This window comes from Nocardioides sp. Arc9.136, assembly GCF_030506255.1.
Classification (GTDB): Bacteria; Actinomycetota; Actinomycetes; order Propionibacteriales; family Nocardioidaceae; genus Nocardioides.
In genome coordinates this window covers 3533827-3554564 of the sequence record NZ_CP113431.1, presented here as the reverse complement: position 1 = coordinate 3554564, position 20738 = coordinate 3533827, and the positions used below count along the sequence as shown (strand labels likewise).

The following is a 20738-nucleotide window of genomic DNA, read 5'->3' as shown; positions in this document are numbered from 1 at the left end:
CCGCACCGGCGGTCCCGCCGGCACGAGCGGTGGAGGAGGCGGCCCCTGCGGAACGCTGTGCACGGCAGGTGGGTCGGCCGGCCGCTCGCCCTGAGGTCGGATGCAACGCGCCGTTCGAGGATCTACCGCGCCGATCGGTCGGCGCGGTAGATGGCCGAACAGCGCGTTACAAGCCGCTGCCACCACGCGGAGGACCGCACCGTCCGCGCCCACACGTAGGCTGGGGGGAGCATGAGCACCCCGTCCCTTCCCGGCTTCGAGCACCTCCTGGCCGGCCCCGAGAGCCCTGCCAGCCCGAGCACCCCGGACGGCCGGACGTCGTCGCGCACCGAGCGCGCGCCGCGTCGCGGACCGACGCGGGAGCAGCTGCTGGAGGGGCTCAACGAGCCGCAGCGGGCGGCGGTCGTGCACGCCGGCGCGCCGCTGCTGGTGGTGGCGGGCGCGGGGTCGGGCAAGACGCGGGTGCTGACCCGGCGGATCGCCTGGCTGATCCAGGAGCGGCAGGCGCACCCGGGGTCGATCCTGGCGATCACCTTCACCAACAAGGCCGCCGCCGAGATGAAGGAGCGCGTCGAGGAGCTCGTCGGCAAGCGCGCCCGGATCATGTGGGTCAGCACGTTCCACTCCGCCTGCGTGCGCATCCTGCGCAAGGAGGCCGACAAGCTCGGCTACAAGTCGAGCTTCTCGATCTACGACGCGGCCGACCAGAAGCGGCTGATGCAGCTGGTGTGCAAGGACCTCGACCTGGACCCCAAGCGCTACCAGCCCGGCGCGCTGCTGCACTGGGTCTCGAACCACAAGAACGAGCTGCGCGACGTCGACGAGGTCAAGAAGGACGCCAAGAACAAGCTGGAGGAGACGTACGCCGCGGTGTACGAGCTCTACCAGCGGCGCCTGCGCGAGGCGAACGCCCTGGACTTCGACGACCTGATCATGGCGACGGTCAACCTGTTCCAGGCTCACCCCGAGGTCCGGGAGACCTACCGCCGCCGGTTCCGCCACGTGCTCGTCGACGAGTACCAGGACACCAACCACGCGCAGTACGCCCTCATCCACCAGCTCTGCGCCGACCCGATGGAGGAGACCGGTGCGCCGGACGAGGCGGCCGGGGACGGCCAGCGCGTCGAGCCGGCCGAGCTGATGGTCGTCGGTGACGCCGACCAGTCGATCTACGCCTTCCGTGGCGCCAACATCCGCAACATCCTCGACTTCGAGCAGGACTTCCCCAACGCCACCTCGATCCTGCTCGAGCAGAACTACCGCTCGACCCAGACCATCCTCAACGCCGCGAACGCGGTGATCGGCAACAACAAGAGCCGCAAGCCCAAGCGGCTGTGGTCCGACGCGGGCGACGGCGACCGCATCGTCGGGTACGTCGCCGACGACGAGCACGACGAGGCGCGGTTCGTCTCCCAGACGATCGACGAGCTGGTCGACGCCCACGGCGTCCGGCCCGCCGACGTGGCGGTCTTCTACCGGACCAACGCGCAGTCCCGCGTCTTCGAGGAGGTGTTCATCCGCACCGGCCAGCCCTACAAGGTGGTCGGCGGCGTCCGCTTCTACGAGCGGCGCGAGGTGCGCGACGCGCTCGCCTACCTGCGGATGCTCGCCAACCCCGACGACCAGGTCTCGCTGCGCCGCATCCTGAACACCCCCAAGCGCGGCATCGGGGACCGGGCGGTCGAGTGCGTCACCTCGCTGGCCGACCGGGACCGGATCACCTTCTGGGAGGCGCTGCGCCGCGCCGACGACGCCCCGGGCCTCGCCACCCGCTCGGCGACCAACATCCGCGGCTTCGTGGCGATGGTCGAGGAGCTGCAGTCGATGGTCGACGCGGGGGAGCGGGCCGACGTCGTGCTCGAGTCGGTGCTCGCCCGCTCGGGCTACATCGTCGAGCTCGAGGAGTCCGACGACCCGCAGGACGCCACCCGCCTGGAGAACCTCGCCGAGCTCGTCGCCGTGGCCAGGGAGTTCTCCGACGACCCCGTGGCCGGTCCCTCGGCGGACCCCGCCGACGTGGACGCGGGCACCGTGGCGCCCGGGCTGCGCGACTTCCTCGAGCGGGTCGCGCTGGTCGCCGACACCGACCAGATCCCGCAGGACGACGACGGCGTGGTCACCCTGATGACGCTGCACACCGCCAAGGGGCTCGAGTTCCCCGTCGTCTTCCTCACCGGCCTCGAGGACGGCGTCTTCCCGCACGCCCGCGCGCTCGGCGACCAGCCCGAGCTGGAGGAGGAGCGCCGCCTGGCGTACGTCGGCCTCACCCGCGCCCGCGAACGGCTCTACATCTCCCGCGCCGTGGTCCGCTCCGCGTGGGGCGCGCCCTCGCACAACCCCGGGTCGCGCTTCCTCGACGAGCTCCCCGTCGACCTGGTCGACTGGAAGCGGACCGAGGCCTCGCAGACCTCGTGGAACCGCCCCGACCTCTCCGGCGGCGGCAGCACGCGGCTCGGCAGCCCCACGGCCGCCGGCCGCCGCAACTTCTCCTCGGCCGCGCTCCGCGCCGACGCGGCGGCGAAGTCCAAGCCGGCCCGCGAGGTGCCCGCGCTCGAGCCCGGCGACCGGGTGCTGCACGACTCCTTCGGCATGGGGACCGTCGTCTCCCTCGAGGGCGTCGCGGAGAAGGCCGTCGCCTCGATCGACTTCGGCAGCGAGGGCGTCAAGCGCCTGCTGCTGCGCTACGCGCCGGTGGAGAAGCTCTAGGCCCACCGGCGGGCGGGCAGGTCACCGGGACTCGTCCCTCGGTCGCGCGGTTTGCTCGACCACCGACAGCGAGTCCGCTGACGCGTCCTCGCTAGGGGTTGAGCCCGTGCACCTGCAGCGCGGCGTAGGGGTCGACCGGGTCGCCGGCGCCGGGGCGGACCTCGAGGTGCAGGTGCGGACCGGTCACGTTGCCGGTGGAGCCGACGCTGCCGATGACCTCGCCGGCCCGGACGACGTCGCCGGGGGAGACGGTGGTGGAGGTCTGGTGGCAGTACCAGAGCTCGGTGCCGTCCTCGAGGGTCAGCACGGTCTTGTTGCCGTACGCGCCGTCGTACCCGACGCTCGAGACGACCGCGTTGGCCATCGCGACGAGCGGGGTGCCGGTGGGGGCGGCGAAGTCCAGGCCGGTGTGGTAGTTCGCCCACAGGCCGTAGTCGCCGAAGCGGGCGGTCAGCCGGTAGCCCTGGATCGGCAGGACCCACTGGTTCTTGGCGATCTCCTGCGCGTGCGCCTCGGCGTCCTTGGCGAACTGCGCGAGGGCGGTGTTGCGCTGGCGCATCTGCTTCGCGGCCGCCTCGACCAGCTCGGCGTCCGCGGTGTCGGCGAGCGCGTCGCGCCGCGAGTCGCGGCTCACGGCCGAGGAGCGGTCGAGGGTGTTGACGGCGGAGACGCCGCTGGCGCCGCCGAGGGCGCTGGGCTGGTGCACCTTGGGCTGGTCCGCGACGAGGTCGGCGGACGAACCGCCGGTGACCGCGCCGCCGACGGAGACGACCAGGGCGGCCGCGCCGATGAGGACCGGCGCGGAGGGCACCACGCGGCGCAGCGGCGCCCGCGAGGAGGTCTGCTTGACGGGCTTGACGGCCTTGCGCTTGCCGGCCGTGCTGCGGGTCTCGGCCGCGGCGACGAGCGGCATCTCCACCGTGACGTCGTGGTCGCGGAACACGGTGGTGGCGTCACCGGCCACGACGGGCGTCGCGACGGGAGCCGGGGGCGCAGCAGCGGGCGCGGGGTTTGCCTCGGTGAGGACCGGGGTAGAGGTGTCTCGTCCGACCGCACGGCGGCCGGCGATGATCCCCTGCGGGGTCTCCGAGGGACGGCGGCGAGGGCCGCGACGGTCCGCTCGGTGGTTACCCATGGATGGTGACTCCGTTGCTGTCGGCTGCAGGGCGTGCGCTTCCAGGCCCGTTCCACGACTCGTGGAAGTGGGCGAGAGGCGACTGTAACGGAACCGTCACACGCTCCGAAATCGGGCTGGACAAGTTGTGGACGACCCGTTCCGGTGCTGTGGATCGCCCCCCGGGACGGGTCTCGAGGCCCTAGGGTGCGCCCGTGACCAGGCTCCTCCTCGCTGCCGTGGCCGCCTCGGCCGCGGGCCAGGACGAGCCGGCCGGGGCGCCCGGCCGGACGTCGGAGGAGTCGCCGGCGGAGGCCGAGGGGGCGATCGTCCGGCTGGCGAGAGCCTTGCGCGACGCCGGCCACGAGGTCGTCCACGCAGGTCAGGGCCTCGACGAGGCGGTCGTGGTGGCGGCCGCGGTGCAGGAGGACGTGCAGGTCGTCGTGCTGCTCGCACCGCCGGCGTACGACGCGTCCGCGCTGGCGACCGGCCTCGCCGGCGGGACGGGCGGCGAGGCGGCCGAGGGCATCGACGACGACGTCGTCGCCGTGGTGCTCACGACCCCGGCGGACGCCCCGGGTGACGTCCTCGCCCGGCTCGAGGGGCTCGCCGGGGTGGCGGACGACACGCCGTACCACTGATCCGGGCACGGGTGGGCCCGGTGTCCCAGGGGCACCGGGGGTCGGACGGGACGTGTATGCGTTGCGTCACGTCGGCACCTCCTGCTCTCGTCGGCGACGGCGAGACAGGTCTAGGGTGCCGCGAGGACACCCCCGGGCCGCCGCGCGCCCCGCGCCGGACGCGGCCCGCACCCTGAATAGGACTGGTGGAATTTCGTGGACCTGATGGAGTACCAGGCGAAGCAGCTCTTCGCCAAGCACGGTGTGGCGACGACCCTCGGGACGGTCGTCGAAACCGCGGAGGCCGCCAAGGCCGCAGCCGAGGAGATCGGTGGCGTCACCGTCATCAAGGCGCAGGTCAAGGCCGGTGGTCGAGGCAAGGCCGGCGGCGTGAAGCTCGCCAAGACGGCCGACGAGGCCTTCGAGCACGCCTCGAACATCCTCGGCATGGAGATCAAGGGCCTCACGGTCAACCGTGTCCTGGTCACGCCCGCCACCCCGCCGGTGGAGGAGTACTACTTCTCCTTCCTGCTCGACCGCTCCAACCGCTCGCACCTGTGCATCGCATCGGTCGAGGGCGGCGTGGAGATCGAGGAGGTCGCCAAGACCAACCCCGAGGCGGTCCGCCAGATCCCGATCAACGCGCTCGAGGGCGTCACGCCCGAGAAGGCCGCTGCGATCGTCGACGAGGCGAAGTTCCCCGCCGAGCTGCGCGACCAGGCCATCGAGATGGTCCAGGCGCTGTGGAAGGTGTACGTCGAGGAGGACGCCACCCTGGTGGAGGTCAACCCGCTGGCCCGCCTCGAGGGCGACAAGCTCGAGGCCCTCGACGGCAAGGTGTCGCTGGACGACAACGCCTCGGAGTTCCGTCACGCCGACCACGCCGAGTTCGAGATCCGCGAGGAGGCCGACCCGCTCGAGGCGAAGGCCAAGGACCTCGGCCTCAACTACGTCAAGCTCGACGGTGCTGTGGGCATCATCGGCAACGGCGCGGGCCTGGTCATGTCGACCCTCGACGTCGTCGCGTACGCCGGTGAGGCGCACGGCGGCGTGAAGCCGGCGAACTTCCTCGACATCGGCGGCGGCGCCAACGCCACCGTGATGGCCAACGGCCTCGACGTCATCCTCAACGACCCCCAGGTCAAGAGCGTGTTCGTCAACGTCTTCGGCGGCATCACCGCCTGCGACGAGGTCGCCAACGGCATCAAGGGCGCGCTGGAGATCCTCGGCGACAACGCCACCAAGCCGCTCGTCGTGCGCCTGGACGGCAACAACGTGGAGGAGGGCCGCCGGATCCTCGACGAGCTCAACCACCCGTTGGTGACGCAGGTGGACACGATGGACGGTGCGGCCGACAAGGCCGCCGAGCTGGCGAACGCCTGAGACAAGGAGACCTGACAGCATGACGATCTACCTCAACAAGGACTCCAAGATCATCGTCCAGGGCATCACGGGCGGGATGGGCTCCAAGCACACCAACCTGATGCTCCAGGCCGACTCGAACATCGTGGGCGGTGTCAACGCCCGCAAGGCCGGCACCACCGTCGAGCTCAACGGCAAGGAGCTGCCGGTCTTCGGGACCGTCAAGGAGGCCATGGAGGCCACCGGCGCCGACGTCTCGGTCGCCTTCGTTCCCCCGGCCTTCACCAAGGACGCCTGCATCGAGGCCATCGACGCGGAGATCCCGCTGCTGGTGGTCATCACCGAGGGTGTCCCGGTCCAGGACAGCGCCGAGGTCTTCGCCTACCTCGACGGCAAGAAGACCCGGATGATCGGCCCCAACTGCCCCGGGATCATCTCCCCGGAGGAGTCGCTGGCCGGCATCACCCCGCACACCATCGCGGGCAAGGGTCCGGTCGGCCTCGTGTCGAAGTCGGGCACGCTGACCTACCAGATGATGTACGAGCTGCGGGACTTCGGCTTCTCCACCGCCATCGGCATCGGTGGTGACCCGATCATCGGCACCACGCACATCGACGCGCTCGAGGCCTTCGAGAACGACCCGGAGACCAAGGCCATCGTGATGATCGGCGAGATCGGCGGCGACGCCGAGGAGCGGGCCGCGGCGTACATCAAGGACCACGTCACCAAGCCGGTCGTCGGCTACGTCGCGGGCTTCACCGCCCCCGAGGGCAAGACGATGGGCCACGCCGGCGCGATCGTGTCGGGCTCCTCCGGCACCGCGCAGGCCAAGAAGGAGGCCCTCGAGGCCGTCGGCGTCAAGGTCGGCAAGACGCCGTCCGAGACCGCGGCGCTCATGCGGGAGATCCTCCAGTCGCTCTGAGCGACCGCTCCACCAGCAGCAACCGAACGGCCCCCGGCGATCTCGCCGGGGGCCGTTCGTGCGTCGTACGTCGCGTGCGGACCCGGTCAGGGTGCCCGGAGGTCGCCCATGGCGGCGACGACCCCGTCGAGCGACTCGAACGCCTCGCGCGTCTGCTGCTGGATGCGCTCGCCGTTCGGCCCGACGCCCTCGTCGCTGGTGATCGTGCCGAGGACGACGGCGGCGCCGACCCGGACGACGGCGACCGTCTCGGTGCCGCCGACGGGCTCGCCGTCGCGCTCCCAGCTGAGGTGGGCGCCGCCCGCCTGCTGGTAGCCGCCGAGGTCGAGGATGGCCTGGACCGACTGGGTCCTCCCGTCGGGCTCCTCGGACTCGATGCATTCCTCGTAGAGCCCGATGACCGCCTCGACGTAGGACCGCGCCTGCTCGGTGTCGGCGAAGGTGACGAGCTGGCGCTGCCGGTCCTCGCCGGGCACGGACCAGCCGGCACGGACGAGGTCGGTGTGCTCGGGCACGTCCACGGTCGCGCCGCACTCCTCGAGCACGATCGGCGGCAGGTCGCGGGTGGGGTCGGTGGTCGCCGCACCCGTCGGGACGCCGTCGAGGAGCGGGAACCCGCCCGGGACGACCGTCGTCCGCGAGCACGGGGTCGCGCTGAAGACGCACATGTCCGAGAGCGGGACGGCGGCGCGCTCCAGCTGCTTGCGCAGGTTGAAGTCGACCGCCTGCTCGCCGCCGGCGCTGCCGTAGGACTGGTCGAGCAGCAGTGCGTTCCCGCTGCGGCCGACCATCGTGGTCGTCGCGCTGTAGAGCAGGCCGTCGGCCTCGTCGCGGACCCGCTCGACGAAGACGAAGGAGTCCTCGGTGGGCAGGCCCTGGTCGAGCACGTCGTAGACCAGGGTGTTGTCGGGGGTGTCGTCGGCGTCGGTCTGCTCGGGGCAGTCGGCGACGGCGTCGCGGATGCCGGCCAGCGCCTCGGCGGCCGCGGTGTCGTCGGGGTAGACCATCAGCGTCCGGGCGTCGAAGGCCTCGCCGCCGTAGACCGCCGCGCCCTGGACGTCGGTGGTCCCCTCGGTCGTCCAGAACGGCGTCCCGCAGGCCGCGGGGATGCTGGTCGCGACCTCGTCGACGGCGGAGCCGAACGCGTAGCCGTCGTCGAGCGGGAACTCCTCGGGCGCCTGCTCGAGCCACTCGACGGTCGGCGGTGCCGGGCTGATGTCGCGGCCGGCGTCCGCGCCGGAGCGGGAGATGCCGAAGGGGACGGCCACCGCGACGAGGGCCGCGGCGACACCACCGGCGGTGGCGAGCGCGGTCGTGCGGCGCCGCATCCGGTCGCCGCGGCGCCGTACCTCGGAGGCGGGCAGGGGGTTCACGGTGGTCCCATCGGTTCGGAAGTGCTCGAGGTCCTCGATCGGGTCACGCACGGCTCGCTCCCTCCTGGTAGCCGGTGTCGTCGGAGAGCAGGGCCGCCAGGGCGGCGCGCCCCCGGCTGAGCCGGGCCTTGACCGTGCCCTCCGGGACGCCGGTCTCGCGGGCCACGGCCTGGACCGGGAGGTCGGCGATGTGGTGCAGCACGAGCGCCTGGCGCTGCGCCTCGGGCAGCTGCTTGAGCGCGGCCACCAGGGCCACGTGCGCCTCGCTCGGTGCGGCGGTCTCGGTGGGCGCGGCGAGCGCGCGGTCGGCGGGCCGCCGGCCACGCGACGTACGTCGCCAGCGGCTGACGGCCAGGCGGTAGGCCGTCGTGCGCACCCACGCCTCCGGGTGCTCGGCCCGCTCGAGCTTGCGGCGGTGCGCCCATGCCCGCACGAAGGCCTCCTGGACGCACTCCTGCGCCTCGTCCCGATTCCCGATCATGGCGTACACCTGGCCGGTGATCCTCTGGAACGACGCGGTGTAGAAGTCGTCGAACTCGCGTTCGTCCATCGACTCGTGTCCCGTCTGCTGTCCTGCTTCTGGCCGGCCTTCGTGGCCGGTCAGGGGGCATACGCCTCAGCGCAGGTCACGGTTGCACGCGAACCACCGGAAAGTCGCGGACCCTCGCTGACGGGGCCCAGGAGGGGCGGGCGAGGAGGGGCGGGTCAGGACGTCGGGTGCTCGTGCAGCCGCTCGAGCGCCCGCCGCGCCAGACCGGCGAAGGCACCGTCGCCCATGGTCCGGCCACCGGCCGGGACGAACCCCACCTGGCCGACGGTCCGGTCGGTGCGCAGCACCGCCATCAGGTAGCGGACGGTCGTCTCGTCGGACAGCTCAGTGGTGACCGCCCACACCGAGAGGTCCTCGCGGCGGGTGTCGGTGTGGGAGATCCGGCGCACCTCGGTGGTCAGGTCGTCCTCGGCGCAGCGGTCGATCCGGCGGCGCACGCCCTCGACGAAGGCGGTCGCGGCCTTCCGGCTCGGAAGGTTGCCGACGGTCTGGGTCAGGCCGAACTCCGTCGGGAGCCCGGCGTCGAGCACCACGAAGGTGCGGGTCACGTTGTCGGTGATCCCCTTGCCGGTGAAGGACGTGCGGTCGCACGGGGTCGCGGCGGCGTTCTGGTCGGCCCGCACGGTCGGGCTGCCCGTCCAGGGCTTCGCGACCCCCTGCACCGGGGGCAGGTCGATCTCGGAGAGCAGGCTCGGCACCTCGCCGACGGCGACCGGCCGGACCAGCTGTGGCTCCGGCTTGCCCACGCACGAGCCGCCGTCGGGCAGCCCGCACAGTCCGCGGACGGCCTCGGCGAGCAGGGCGACACCGGCGCGGACGTCGGGTGCCGCGTCGTTCCCGACCCGCAGCACGGTGGTCGTCGTGACCAGCCCGGTGCGGGCGACGCCGACGACCGTGGTCCGGACCGGCCGCTCCCAGGAGCGCAGGGTCAGCAGCATCGCCTGGTCGCCGACGGCACCCAGGGAGCGGGTCGAGAGCAGCTGCGCGCGCGGCTCGGTGCACCCGGCGTACCAGGACACCGCCCGGCGGTACGTGCGGCCGGCGGCGCGCTCGCTGCGGGAGACCTCGGCCATCTGCCAGGCGGTCCGCCGCGGGCCGTCGCCGTCCCGCTCCGCCTCGAAGGTGCGCACCAGGGCGGCGGTGCCGCGCGGATCGGCGTACCGGTCCTCCTGGCAGGGCAGCGCGGTGCCGTCGCCCTCGGTGTTGCCGTCGGTGCGGCCCTCGGACCAGCCGGTGCCCTTCGCGCGCTGCTGGACGTCGTCGGCGCCGAGCAGGGCGTCGGCGACGAGCGGCGGCTGGGCTGCCTCGCCGTCGCCGCCGCCGGACGCGGTGGACTGCCGCGTGGTGCCCTCCCGGTCCAGCGTGGCGCGCACCCCGCCGTCGGCCACGGCGACCCCGCTGACGACGAGCACCGCGACGGTGGCGAGCACGCCGGCAGCGGTGTGCGTGCGGCGCCGGCCGGAGCCGGAGCGCCGGATGATCGAGGGGCGCGGCCACCGGACCTCGGCCACCTCGGCGGCCAGGGGCCCGAGGAGCGCGGCGAGGCCGTCGGGGTCGTCGGTCACCCCGCGTGCCGCCGCGAACTCGGCGGTGGCGGTCCGCAGCTCGCGCTCGGCGTCGTCGCGGGGCAGCCCCACCTCGCGGGCCAGCTCGTCGAGGGGCGCGGGCGTGAGCAGGGAGAGCAGCAGGACCCGGCGCCGCGCGAGCGGGAGGGTGCCGAGCGCGTCCAGGGTCCCCTTGAGGTCGGGATCGAGGTCCTTGTCGCGGTGGCCGAGCCGCGCGGTGTGGCGGCGCTGGGCGTAGGCCCAGGCGTGGGGTCGCAGCCACGACTCGGGGTCGTCACGGCGGGAGACCTTCGGCCAGTGGTGCCATGCCACGACGTACGCGTGCCGCACGGCACTGCGCGCCGCGGCCAGGTCGCCGGTCAGCGCCCACGTCTGCAGCAGCAGGCGCTCGCGGGTCTGCTTGTAGAAGACGTCGAACGCCACGGACGCGTCGTCGCGTCGCGGTTCGGCGGGGGAGGAGGGCGGCATGGCGCCGTCCACCGTACCCGCGCGGCGTGCCTGCTCGCTGGTGCCTGCCGCCCGGGTGATGATCGGGGGGTCATGACCTCCTTGCTGCCCCCGTCGACGGCCCGCAGCGGACCCTCGGCCCTCCACGACCTGGCACACCGGCGACCGCTCGTCCTTGTCGCGACGCTCGGCGGCGCGGCGGCGGCCCTCGGCCCGCTGGTCGTGTGCCTGGCGCTGGGCGTGGTCGGCTGGTTCCTCACCGACGCCGGTGCGCACGGCACCTCCGGGGACGGGCTGCGGGTCGGCGCGCTGGGGTGGCTGCTCGGCCACGGCTCCGGCGTCCGCGTCGACGGCGTGCCGGTCACCGCGGTGCCCCTGGCGATCACGCTGGCCTGCGCCTGGACCGTGTGGCGTGTCGGGCTGCGGGTCGGGGACTCCGTCTCCGGCCACGGGCCGGACGCCGACCGGATCGCCGACGGCGAGCGGGACTGGACGGTCCCCATGGCGGCCGGGCTGCTCGCGGCCGGGTACGTCGTGGTCGCGGTGCTCACCTGCGTGCTGGCCGCCGACGCCGGCTCCGGCGTCGGCACGGGCCGGGTCGTGGCGTGGTCGCTGCTGCTGTGCCTGGCCCTGGGTGCGCCGGCCGTCGCGGTCGGCTCCGGCCGGGCCGCGATCTGGGCCGCGACCGTGCCGCCGGTCCTCCGGCTGGCGCTGCCGGCCTGCCGGCAGGTCCTCGTCGCCTGGCTCCTCGTCGCCGGCGTCGCCTTCCTGGCCGCCCTGGTGCTCGACCTCGGTACCGCCGCGAACGTGATGTCGCAGCTGCACACCGACGCCGGCGCGGCGACGCTGCTCGTGCTCGTCTCCCTGCTGGTCGTGCCCAACGCCCTGGCCTTCTCCGGCTCCTACCTGCTGGGCCCCGGCTTCAGCGTCGGGATCGGCACGGTCGTCTCGCCCTCGACGGTGGTGCTCGGCCCGCTGCCGATGTTCCCGCTGCTGGCCGCGCTGCCCGACAACGGACCGGCGCCGGCCTGGACGCCGTACCTCGCGGTCCTCCCGGCCCTCGTCGCCGCCGTCGCCGTCGCGCGGCACCACCGGCTGGTCCCCGCCGACGGCTGGGGCGAGGCGCTCGCCCGCGGCCTCGCCGCGGGCGTGCTCGCCGGCATCGCCTTCGGCTTCCTCGCCGGCCTGGCCGGTGGCGCGGTCGGGCCGGGCCGGATGCGCGAGGTCGGCCCCTTCGAGCTCGACGTCGCGCTGCACGCGATCACCGCGTTCGGCGTCGGCGGGCTGGTCGGCGCCCTCGCCACCACCTGGTGGCAGCGCCGGTCCGCGGCCACCGCCGACTGACCCGGCCCGGTCGGCGGACCGTCTAGGCTCCGGGCCGTGCCCAGCAGCCCCGCCCGCCTCGTCGTCCTCGTGTCCGGCTCCGGCACCAACCTCCAGGCGCTGCTCGACGCCAGCTCCGACCCGGCGTACGGCGCCCGGGTGGTCGCGGTCGGCGCCGACCGCGACGGCATCGAGGGCCTGGCCCGGGCCGAGCGGCACGGCGTCCCGACCTTCGTGACGAAGGTCGGGCAGTTCACCAGCCGCGACCACTGGGACCGGGCGCTGGCCGACCGTGTCGCGGCGTTCGAGCCGGACCTCGTGGTGCTGGCCGGGTTCATGAAGCTCGTCGGCGAGGACTTCCTGGGCCGCTTCGGCGGCCGGACGGTCAACACCCACCCGGCGCTGTCCCCGTCGTTCCCGGGGATGCAGGGACCGGCCGACGCGCTGGCGTACGGCGTGAAGGTGACCGGCGCGACCCTGTTCGTGGTCGACGCGGGCGTGGACACCGGCGCGATCGTCGCCCAGGTCGCGGTGCCCGTCGAGGACGACGACACCGTCGACTCCCTGCACGAGCGGATCAAGGCTGCCGAGCGCCGGATGCTCGTCGACACCGTCGGACGGATGGCCCGCGAGGGCTTCGTCGTCGACGGTCGCCGGGTGCGCCTGGGCGGCTGAGCCGCTCTATGCTGGGCGCACACGACTGGCGCAGGTGGGCAACCACCAGGGAGTGACGTCGGGAGCATCGACCGCCTGGGTGCTCCCTCACGCCGAGCCGAGCAGGAGCGACCTCGTGTCCGAGCAGACCCCCCACCTCCGTGTCCCGATCCAGCGCGCGCTGGTCTCCGTCTACGACAAGACCGGCCTCGAGGACCTCGTCCGCGGCCTCCACGAGGCGGGCGTCGCGCTCGTCTCCACCGGCGGCTCCGCGGCGCTGATCGAGGGCCTCGGCCTGCCGGTCACCCGGGTCGAGGACCTGACCGGCTTCCCCGAGTGCCTCGACGGCCGGGTCAAGACGCTGCACCCGCGCGTCCACGCCGGCATCCTCGCCGACCGCCGCCTCGAGACCCACGTGCAGCAGCTGGCCGACCTCGAGGTCGATCCGTTCGACCTCGTGGTGTGCAACCTCTACCCGTTCGCGGCCACCGTCGCCTCCGGGGCCAGCCCCGACGAGTGCGTCGAGCAGATCGACATCGGCGGGCCCTCGATGGTCCGCGCCGCGGCCAAGAACCACCCTTCGGTCGCCATCGTCACCCGCCCCGAGCGGTACGCCGACGTGCTGGCCGCGACCGCCGCCGGGGGCTTCAGCATCGAGCAGCGCCGGGCCCTCGCGGCCGAGGCGTTCGCCCACACCGCGTCGTACGACGTCGCGGTCGCCTCCTGGATGGGCAGCGTGCTCACCGACTCCTCCGCCGGCACCGGCTTCCCCGCCTGGGCCGGCGCGACGTGGGAGAAGAAGGCCGTGCTGCGGTACGGCGAGAATCCCCACCAGCCGGCCGCGCTGTACGCCGGCGGCCACGCCACCGGTGGGCTCGCCGCCGCCGAGCAGCTGCACGGCAAGGAGATGTCGTACAACAACTACGTCGACACCGACGCCGCCCGCCGCGCGGCCAGCGACTTCGACGAGCCGGCGGTCGCGATCATCAAGCACGCCAACCCCTGTGGCATCGCGGTCGGCGCCGACGTCGCCGAGGCGCACCGCCGGGCGCACGCCTGCGACCCGACCTCCGCCTTCGGCGGCGTGATCGCGGTGAACCGGCCGGTCTCGGTCGAGATGGCCCAGCAGGTCGCCGAGGTCTTCACCGAGGTGATCGTGGCCCCGGCCTACGAGGACGGCGCGGTCGAGGTGCTGCAGGGCAAGAAGAACATCCGCATCCTGGTCTGCCCCGTCGACGGCGGCGCCGCGGTGGAGACCCGGCCGATCAGCGGTGGCCTGCTGATGCAGCAGGTCGACCACGTCGACGCCGAGGGCGACGACCCCTCCACCTGGACGCTCGCCACGGGCGAGGCGGCCTCGCCGCAGGTGCTCGCCGACCTCGCCTTCGCGTGGAAGGCGTGCCGCTCGGCGAAGTCCAACGCGATCCTGCTGGCCAAGGACGGCGCCTCGGTCGGCGTCGGCATGGGCCAGGTCAACCGGGTCGACTCCTGCCGCCTCGCGGTCTCCCGCGCGGGCGAGCGGGCCGTCGGGTCGGTGGCCGCCTCCGACGCGTTCTTCCCCTTCGAGGACGGCCCGCAGATCCTCATCGACGCGGGCGTGGCCGCCATCGTCCAGCCGGGCGGGTCGGTGCGCGACGAGCTGACCATCGAGGCCGCCAAGGCGGCCGGCGTGACGATGTACTTCACCGGCACGCGGCACTTCGCGCACTGACGACCCCGGTCCTGAGAGGATCCCCGAGATGACTGCACAGAAGCTGGACGGCAGCGCCACCCTCAAGGCGATCAAGGCCGAGCTGACCGAGCGCGTGGCGGCGCTGCGCGCCCAGGGCGTCGTGCCCGGGCTCGGCACGGTGCTGGTCGGCGACGACCCCGGTTCGCACTGGTACGTCGGCGCCAAGCACAAGGACTGCGCGGAGATCGGCATCGAGTCGATCCGCGTCGACCTGCCGGCGTCCTCGACCCAGGCCGAGGTCGAGGCGGCGATCGACGAGCTGAACGCCGACCCGTCGTGCACCGGCTTCCTGGTGCAGCAGCCGACCGGCCTCGACGAGTTCGCGCTGCTCTCCCGCGTGGACCCCGACAAGGACGTCGACGGGCTGCACCCGGTCAACCTCGGCCGGCTCGTGCTGGGCGAGGACGGCTCGCTGCCGTGCACGCCGCTCGGCTGCATCGAGCTGCTGCGCCGCCACGGCATCGAGCTGCGCGGCGCGGAGGTCGTCGTGGTCGGCCGCGGCCTCACGGTCGGCCGCCCGATGGGGCTGCTGCTGACCCGCCGGTCGGAGAACGCCACCGCCACGCTGTGCCACACCGGCACCCGCGACCTCGCCGCGCACACCCGCGGCGCCGACGTGGTCGTGGCCGCGGCCGGTGTCCCGGGGATCATCACCGGCGACATGGTCAAGCCCGGCGCGGCCGTGCTCGACGTGGGCGTCTCGCGCGTCGACGGCAAGATCGCCGGCGACGTCGCGGACGACGTCTGGGAGACGGCCGGGTGGGTCTCCCCGAACCCGGGCGGTGTCGGGCCGATGACCCGCGCGATGCTGCTGATGAACGTCGTCACGATGGCCGAGCGGTCGCTCGCCGCCGGGAAGGTCCCGGCCTGAGCGTCGTGACCGACCCCGCCCCGCCGCTGCCCGAGGACCCCGACGCCCCCCTCGACCGCGACCCCGCGCCCGACGGCGTACCGGACCCGGTGCCCTCGGAGGACGAGGTCGCGGCGGGGCTGGCCGAGGAGATCGAGCAGGTCGAGGAGCGGCGCTACCCCTCCACCATCGGTGGGGCGTTCTACCTGCTCGTCCTCGCGGCGACGACGGTCGGCATCGGCATCGTCAGTGCGGGGGAGTGGCGCGTCGGGATCCGCGTCGTCGCCGGCGCGATCTTCAGCGCCGCCCTGCTGCGGCTGGTGCTGCGGCGGCGCGACGCCGGCATGCTCGCCGTGCGGCACCGCGTCGTCGACGTGCTGATCCTGCTGCTCGTCGGCTCGGCGCTCGTCTTCCTCTCGGCCACGATCCCCGACCAGCCGGTCTGAGGCAGCGGCCCGACGTGCGAAGGGCCACCGCGGTCGTCCGGTCGGACGACCGCGGTGGCCCCGGAGCCGTGCTCAGATCAGGCCGAGACCGGTGACGGCCTCGCGCTCCTCGGCGAGCTCGGCGGTGGAGGCGTCGATCCGGCCGCGGGAGAAGTCGTCGATCTCCAGGCCCTCGACGATCGACCAGTCCCCGTCCTTCGTGGTGACCGGGAAGGACGAGATGAGTCCCTCGGGCACGCCGTAGGAGCCGTCGGAGCGGACGGCCATCGAGACCCAGTCGCCCTCGGCGGACCCGAAGAGCCAGTCGCGGGCGGCGTCGATGGTGGCCGACGCGGCCGACGCGGCCGAGGAGGACCCGCGGGCGTCGATGATGGCGGCACCGCGCTTGGCCACCGTCGGGATGAAGGTGTCCTCGATCCAGCCCTGGTCGCCCACGACCTCGGCGGCGTTGCGGCCGCCGACCTCGGCGTGGAAGAGGTCGGGGTACTGCGTCGCGGAGTGGTTGCCCCAGATCGTCATCCTGGTGATGTCGGTGACCGGCGCCCCGGTCTTCGCGGCCAGCTGGGAGATCGCGCGGTTGTGGTCCAGGCGGGTGAGCGCGGAGAACCGCTCCTGCGGGATGTCGGGGGCGTTGGTCATCGCGATGAGCGCGTTGGTGTTCGCCGGGTTGCCGGTGACGCCGATGCGGACGTCGTCGGCGGCCACCTTCCCCAGTGCCTTGCCCTGGGTGGTGAAGATCGCGCCGTTGGCCTCGAGCAGGTCGCTGCGCTCCATGCCGGGGCCGCGTGGGCGGGCGCCGACGAGGAGGGCGAGGTTGACGCCGTCGAAGATCTTCTCGGCGTCGTCGCCGATCTCCACACCGGCGAGCCCCGGGAACGCGCAGTCGTCGAGCTCCATGACCACGCCCTCGAGCGCCTTGAGCGCCGGGGTGATCTCGAGGAGCCGCAGCTCGATCGGCCGGTCGGCCGCGAGCGCACCGCTCGCGAGGCGGAAGAGCAGGCTGTAGCCGATCTGGCCGGCGGCACCGGTCACGGCCACCTTGAGTGGGGATGAGCTCACGAGGACTCCTTGTCGAGGTCGGCGGACGCTGCCGACGCTAGCAGCGGGGGTGGTCGCGCGGGCCTACGCTGCGTGCATGCGTACGACAGGCGGCCTGGCGGCCGTGGTGCTGACCGCCGCCCTCCTCGCCGGGTGCGGGACCGCCTCGCCGGTCAGCCCGCCGACCGGCGTCGACGAGCTGGTCGTGCCGACGCCGTCGCCGGAGCCGGACGACTTCGTCGACGGCATCGACAACCCGTGGTTCTCCGAGGCGGGCGAGCCGGCCGGGACGGCGGAGGTCGCCGGCGTGACGGTGACGGTCCTCGGCGAGGACTACTACGCCCAGGACCGCCGCGGCAACGTGTGGTGGTTCGGCACCGAGGGGGAGTGGGCGGCCGGCGTCGACGGGGCGGAGGCCGGGCTCGCCATGCCCGCCGAGCCGCGGTACGGCGACTCCTGGCGCACGGCGTACGTCCCCGGGGAGGTCGAGGACGTCGCCGCCGTCACCGAGATGGACGACGACACCCTCGTGCTGGAGACGACGTCGGCGCTCGATCCGGGACGGACCGAGCGCCGGACGGTCGAGAAGAGCAACTAGCGGGCCTCAGCGGGGCCTCAGCGGGCCCTCAGCGCTGGGTGGGGCCGCCGGGCTGGTCGCCCTGGTCGGTGCCGGGCCACGGCTGCTGCTGGGTGGGGTCGGCCTGAGGGGTGGCCCAGCCCTGCTCGGCGGGCTTCCATTCCTGCGCGACCGGGTCCCACTGCCAGCCGTCCTGGATGATCGGCTGCTGCTGGCTCCAGTCCTGCGCGGCCGGCTGGTCGACGGCCGCGGCGGCCTTCGGGGAGCGGGCGGGGAGCCGGAGGCCGGAGCCGGGGACCGCCGCGCCGGAGCGGCCGAGCACGAGGGGGTAGGCGAGGCCGGCGAGCAGGCCGCCGAGCAGCGGGGCCAGGATGAAGACCCACAGCTGGAGGATCGCGTCGCCGCCGGCGAAGAGGGCCGGGCCGATCGAGCGGGCCGGGTTGAGCGAGGCGCCGGTGAACGGCACCGCCACGGCGGCGAGGGCGGCCAGGGCCAGGCCGGACCACAGCGGGGCGGGGCCACGGTCCTGGTGGCGCTCGTCGAGGACCGCGAGGACCACGAGCACGAGCAGCGCGGTCAGGACCAGCTCGAGCAGGAACGCGGCCCAGCCGGCGTACCCGTCGCGCAGGTCGTCGAACCCGTTCTGCCCCATGGAGTTCTCGGCGTCGAAGCCGTCGTAGCCGTGCAGGAGGGCGAAGAGCACCAGCGCGGCGAGCACGCCCGCGAGCACCTGGGTCCCGATGAGGATGCCGGCGTCGCGCCAGGGCGTGCGGCCGGCGACGGCCGAGCCGACGGTGGCGGCGGGGTTGAGGTGCGCCGAGACCCTGCCGAACGCGGCGATCGCCACGGCGTACGCCAGGCCGTAGGCCAGCGCGGCGGTGAGGGCGTCGTCGGTGCGGACGAGGGTCGCCGCGGCGACGAGGACGACGAGGAAGGTGCCGATGGCCTCGGCGGCGATGCGCTGCCCGGTCGAGGGCAGGGCAGTGGTCGGGGTGCTCATGCCCTGGGTGCTCCCCGCGGAGGGTCCGACCCAAACGTGGGCGGGGCATGGCACGGCGACCGCACGGGTGCGAGGGTGGGAGCCGGCGAGCCCGTCAGGTATCTTGACGTCAAGAAACCTGATCGTCCCGCGATCCGCCCCCAGCCATCCAGCTACAGGAGCAGCCGTTCCATGGCCAAGATCATCTACACGCACACGGACGAGGCGCCGCTGCTGGCGACGTACTCCTTCCTGCCGATCGTCCAGGCGTACGCCGCGAAGGCCGGCGTGGACGTCGAGACCCGCGACATCTCCCTGTCGGGTCGCATCCTGGCCCAGTTCGGGCTGGTCGACGACGCGCTCGCCGAGCTCGGCGAGCTGGCCACGAAGCCCGAGGCCAACATCATCAAGCTGCCCAACATCTCCGCCTCCATCCCGCAGCTGAAGGCCGCGATCAAGGAGCTGCAGGAGCAGGGCCACGACATCCCGGACTACCCGGAGAACCCGCAGAGCGACGCCGACAAGGACGCCCGGGCCAAGTACGACAAGGTCAAGGGCTCCGCGGTCAACCCGGTCCTGCGCGAGGGCAACTCCGACCGGCGCGCGCCGGCCTCGGTGAAGAACTACGCCAAGGCCCACCCGCACCGCATGGGCGCCTGGTCCAGCGACTCCAAGACCAACGTCGCGACCATGGGCCAGCACGACTTCCGCTCCAACGAGAAGTCGGTCGTCATCGAGTCCGACGACTCCCTGCGCATCGAGCTCGTCGCCGCCGACGGCTCCACCACCGTCCTCAAGGACGGCGTGAAGGTCCTGGCCGGCGAGGTCGTCGACGGCACCTACATGGACGTCGCCGCGCTGCGCCGCTTCCTCACCGAGCAGGTCGCCCGCGCCAAGGCCGAGGGCGTGCTGTTCTCCGCCCACCTCAAGGCCACGATGATGAAGGTCAGCGACCCGATCATCTTCGGCCACGTGGTGCAGGCGTTCTTCCCGACGCTGTTCGAGCAGTACGGCGAGCAGCTGCGCGCGGCGGGGATCTCCCCGAACGACGGCCTCGGCGCGCTGCTGAACGCCGTGGAGTCCCTCCCCGAGGGTGACGCGATCAAGGCGGCCGTGCAGCAGGGCCTGGCCGACGGTCCGGCGCTGGCGATGGTCGACTCCGACAAGGGCATCACCAACCTGCACGTGCCGAGCGACGTGATCATCGACGCCTCGATGCCGGCGATGATCCGCACCTCGGGCCACATGTGGGGCCCCGACGGCGAGGAGGCCGACACCCTCGCGGTGATCCCGGACTCCTCCTACGCCGGCGTCTACCAGACCGTCCTCGACGACTGCCGCGCCCACGGCGCCTTCGACCCCGCGACCATGGGCTCGGTGCCGAACGTCGGCCTGATGGCCAAGGCGGCCGAGGAGTACGGCTCCCACGACAAGACCTTCGAGGTCCCCGCCGCGGGCACCGTCCGCGTCGTCACCTCGGCCGGCGACGTCCTCATGGAGCACGAGGTCCAGCCGGGCGACATCTGGCGCGCCTGCCAGACCAAGGACGAGCCGATCCGCGACTGGGTCAAGCTCGCCGTGACCCGCGCCCGCGCGAGCAGCACGCCGGCGGTCTTCTGGCTCGACGAGACCCGCGCCCACGACGCGAACCTCATCGCCAAGGTCAAGGAGTACCTCGCCGAGCACGACACCGACGGCCTGACCATCGAGATCATGGCGCCGGCCGAGGCGACGGCGTACTCCCTGGAGCGGATCCGCCGCGGCGAGGAAACCATCTCGGTGACCGGCAACGTGCTGCGCGACTACAACACCGACCTCTTCCCGATCCTCGAGCTCGGCACCTCGGCGAAGATGCTGTCGGTCGTCCCGCTGATGAACGGCGGCGGCCTGTTCGAGACCGGCGCCGGCGGCTCGGCGCCCAAGCACGTGCAGCAGCTGGTCAAGGAGAACTACCTGCGCTGGGACAGCCTGGGCGAGTTCTTCGCGCTGGTGCCGTCCTTCGAGCTGTACGCCGAGCAGGCGGGCAAGCCGGGGGCCAAGGTGCTCGCCGACACCCTCGACCGGGCGACCGGGACCTTCCTCAACGAGGACAAGTCCCCGACCCGTCGCGTCGGCGGCATCGACAACCGCGGCTCGCACTTCTACCTGGCGCTCTACTGGGCCCAGGAGCTGGCGCAGCAGACCGAGGACGCCGACCTCGCCGCGGCCTTCGGGCCGCTGGCCGAGCGCCTCGCGGCCGAGGAGGAGACCATCGTCTCCGAGCTCAACGCCGTCCAGGGCTCGCCGGCCGACATCGGTGGCTACTACCGGCCCGACGACGCCAAGGCCTCGGCCGTGATGCGTCCGTCGCAGACGCTCAACGAGGCGCTCGCCTCGCTCTGAGCCGTCCCGCTCGTGCTGCGGCCCGCCACCTCCTCGAGGTGGCGGGCCGCGGTGCGTCCGTGCCCCTCCGAGAGCCCCCGGCCCGGCCGGAAAACCAG

General features: G+C 73.3%; 17 protein-coding genes. 11 read left to right on the top strand and 6 right to left on the bottom strand.

Annotation, left to right across the window (positions count from 1 at the left end):
• The first annotated feature begins 231 nt into the window (after positions 1–231).
• Positions 232–2706, top strand: coding sequence for a DNA helicase PcrA (pcrA, locus tag OSR43_RS17180; protein ID WP_302267951.1), 2475 nt, complete (start codon positions 232–234; stop codon positions 2704–2706).
• Positions 2707–2797: 91 nt separating this feature from the next.
• On the opposite strand, the gene OSR43_RS17175 is transcribed toward pcrA, so the two are convergent.
• Positions 2798–3670 (bottom strand): M23 family metallopeptidase, encoded by an 873-nt coding sequence (locus OSR43_RS17175; RefSeq protein WP_302267949.1) that lies wholly within the window; start codon positions 3668–3670, stop codon positions 2798–2800.
• Positions 3671–4035: 365 nt separating this feature from the next.
• Here OSR43_RS17175 and OSR43_RS17170 point away from each other — a divergent pair, with 365 nt between their 5' ends.
• From OSR43_RS17170 to sucD, 3 genes are all read left to right on the top strand, one after another.
• Positions 4036–4461 carry a hypothetical protein gene (locus OSR43_RS17170; protein ID WP_302267948.1) on the top strand — a complete coding sequence of 142 codons (426 nt, stop codon included), beginning with the start codon at positions 4036–4038 and terminating at the stop codon, positions 4459–4461.
• 195 nt (positions 4462–4656) lie between these two features.
• Positions 4657–5823, top strand: a complete 1167-nt coding sequence (gene sucC, locus OSR43_RS17165) for an ADP-forming succinate--CoA ligase subunit beta (protein WP_302267947.1) — start codon at positions 4657–4659, stop codon at positions 5821–5823.
• 19 nt (positions 5824–5842) lie between these two features.
• Positions 5843–6724, top strand: coding sequence for a succinate--CoA ligase subunit alpha (gene sucD / locus OSR43_RS17160; RefSeq protein WP_302267945.1), 882 nt, complete (start codon positions 5843–5845; stop codon positions 6722–6724).
• Between the two features lie 86 nt (positions 6725–6810).
• Here the strand turns inward: sucD and OSR43_RS17155 are convergent, their stop codons facing one another.
• The 3 genes from OSR43_RS17155 to OSR43_RS17145 all read right to left on the bottom strand — a co-directional run bounded on the left by OSR43_RS17155 (position 6811) and on the right by OSR43_RS17145 (position 10635).
• Entirely contained in the window at positions 6811–8148 is a 1338-nt protein-coding gene (locus OSR43_RS17155) for a hypothetical protein (RefSeq protein WP_302267937.1), read from the bottom strand.
• Positions 8141–8647, bottom strand: a complete 507-nt coding sequence (locus OSR43_RS17150) for an RNA polymerase sigma factor (RefSeq protein ID WP_302267936.1) — start codon at positions 8645–8647, stop codon at positions 8141–8143. Before OSR43_RS17150 ends, OSR43_RS17155 begins: the two co-directional genes overlap by 8 nt.
• 155 nt (positions 8648–8802) lie before the next feature.
• The gene (locus OSR43_RS17145) at positions 8803–10635 is read right to left on the bottom strand and encodes a hypothetical protein (RefSeq protein WP_302267935.1); all 1833 of its coding nucleotides are present in this window, start codon (positions 10633–10635) and stop codon (positions 8803–8805) included.
• Positions 10636–10752: 117 nt separating this feature from the next.
• Here OSR43_RS17145 and OSR43_RS17140 point away from each other — a divergent pair, with 117 nt between their 5' ends.
• The 5 genes from OSR43_RS17140 (at position 10753) to OSR43_RS17120 (ending at position 15664) form a co-directional block, all read left to right on the top strand.
• Entirely contained in the window at positions 10753–12003 is a 1251-nt protein-coding gene (locus tag OSR43_RS17140; RefSeq protein ID WP_302267934.1) for a DUF6350 family protein, read from the top strand.
• A 36-nt stretch (positions 12004–12039) separates the two neighbouring features.
• Positions 12040–12657 carry a phosphoribosylglycinamide formyltransferase gene (gene purN / locus OSR43_RS17135; protein ID WP_302267932.1) on the top strand — a complete coding sequence of 206 codons (618 nt, stop codon included), beginning with the start codon at positions 12040–12042 and terminating at the stop codon, positions 12655–12657.
• A 115-nt stretch (positions 12658–12772) separates the two neighbouring features.
• Complete coding sequence (gene purH, locus OSR43_RS17130) at positions 12773–14347, top strand: bifunctional phosphoribosylaminoimidazolecarboxamide formyltransferase/IMP cyclohydrolase (protein ID WP_302267931.1); 1575 nt, start codon at positions 12773–12775, stop codon at positions 14345–14347.
• 28 nt (positions 14348–14375) lie between these two features.
• Positions 14376–15239, top strand: a complete 864-nt coding sequence (locus OSR43_RS17125) for a bifunctional methylenetetrahydrofolate dehydrogenase/methenyltetrahydrofolate cyclohydrolase (RefSeq protein ID WP_302267930.1) — start codon at positions 14376–14378, stop codon at positions 15237–15239.
• Between the two features lie 5 nt (positions 15240–15244).
• Positions 15245–15664, top strand: coding sequence for a DUF3017 domain-containing protein (locus tag OSR43_RS17120; protein ID WP_302267929.1), 420 nt, complete (start codon positions 15245–15247; stop codon positions 15662–15664).
• A 72-nt stretch (positions 15665–15736) separates the two neighbouring features.
• Here OSR43_RS17120 and OSR43_RS17115 read toward each other — a convergent pair whose 3' ends face one another.
• The gene (locus tag OSR43_RS17115) at positions 15737–16723 is read right to left on the bottom strand and encodes a malate dehydrogenase (protein ID WP_302267928.1); all 987 of its coding nucleotides are present in this window, start codon (positions 16721–16723) and stop codon (positions 15737–15739) included.
• A 76-nt stretch (positions 16724–16799) separates the two neighbouring features.
• On the opposite strand from OSR43_RS17115, the gene OSR43_RS17110 reads away from it, so the two are divergent.
• Positions 16800–17300 carry a hypothetical protein gene (locus OSR43_RS17110; RefSeq protein WP_302267927.1) on the top strand — a complete coding sequence of 167 codons (501 nt, stop codon included), beginning with the start codon at positions 16800–16802 and terminating at the stop codon, positions 17298–17300.
• Positions 17301–17328: 28 nt separating this feature from the next.
• Here OSR43_RS17110 and OSR43_RS17105 read toward each other — a convergent pair whose 3' ends face one another.
• The gene (locus OSR43_RS17105) at positions 17329–18279 is read right to left on the bottom strand and encodes an aquaporin (protein ID WP_302267926.1); all 951 of its coding nucleotides are present in this window, start codon (positions 18277–18279) and stop codon (positions 17329–17331) included.
• A gap of 171 nt (positions 18280–18450) precedes the next feature.
• On the opposite strand from OSR43_RS17105, the gene OSR43_RS17100 reads away from it, so the two are divergent.
• Entirely contained in the window at positions 18451–20640 is a 2190-nt protein-coding gene (locus tag OSR43_RS17100; protein ID WP_302267925.1) for an NADP-dependent isocitrate dehydrogenase, read from the top strand.
• Positions 20641–20738 lie beyond the last annotated feature (98 nt).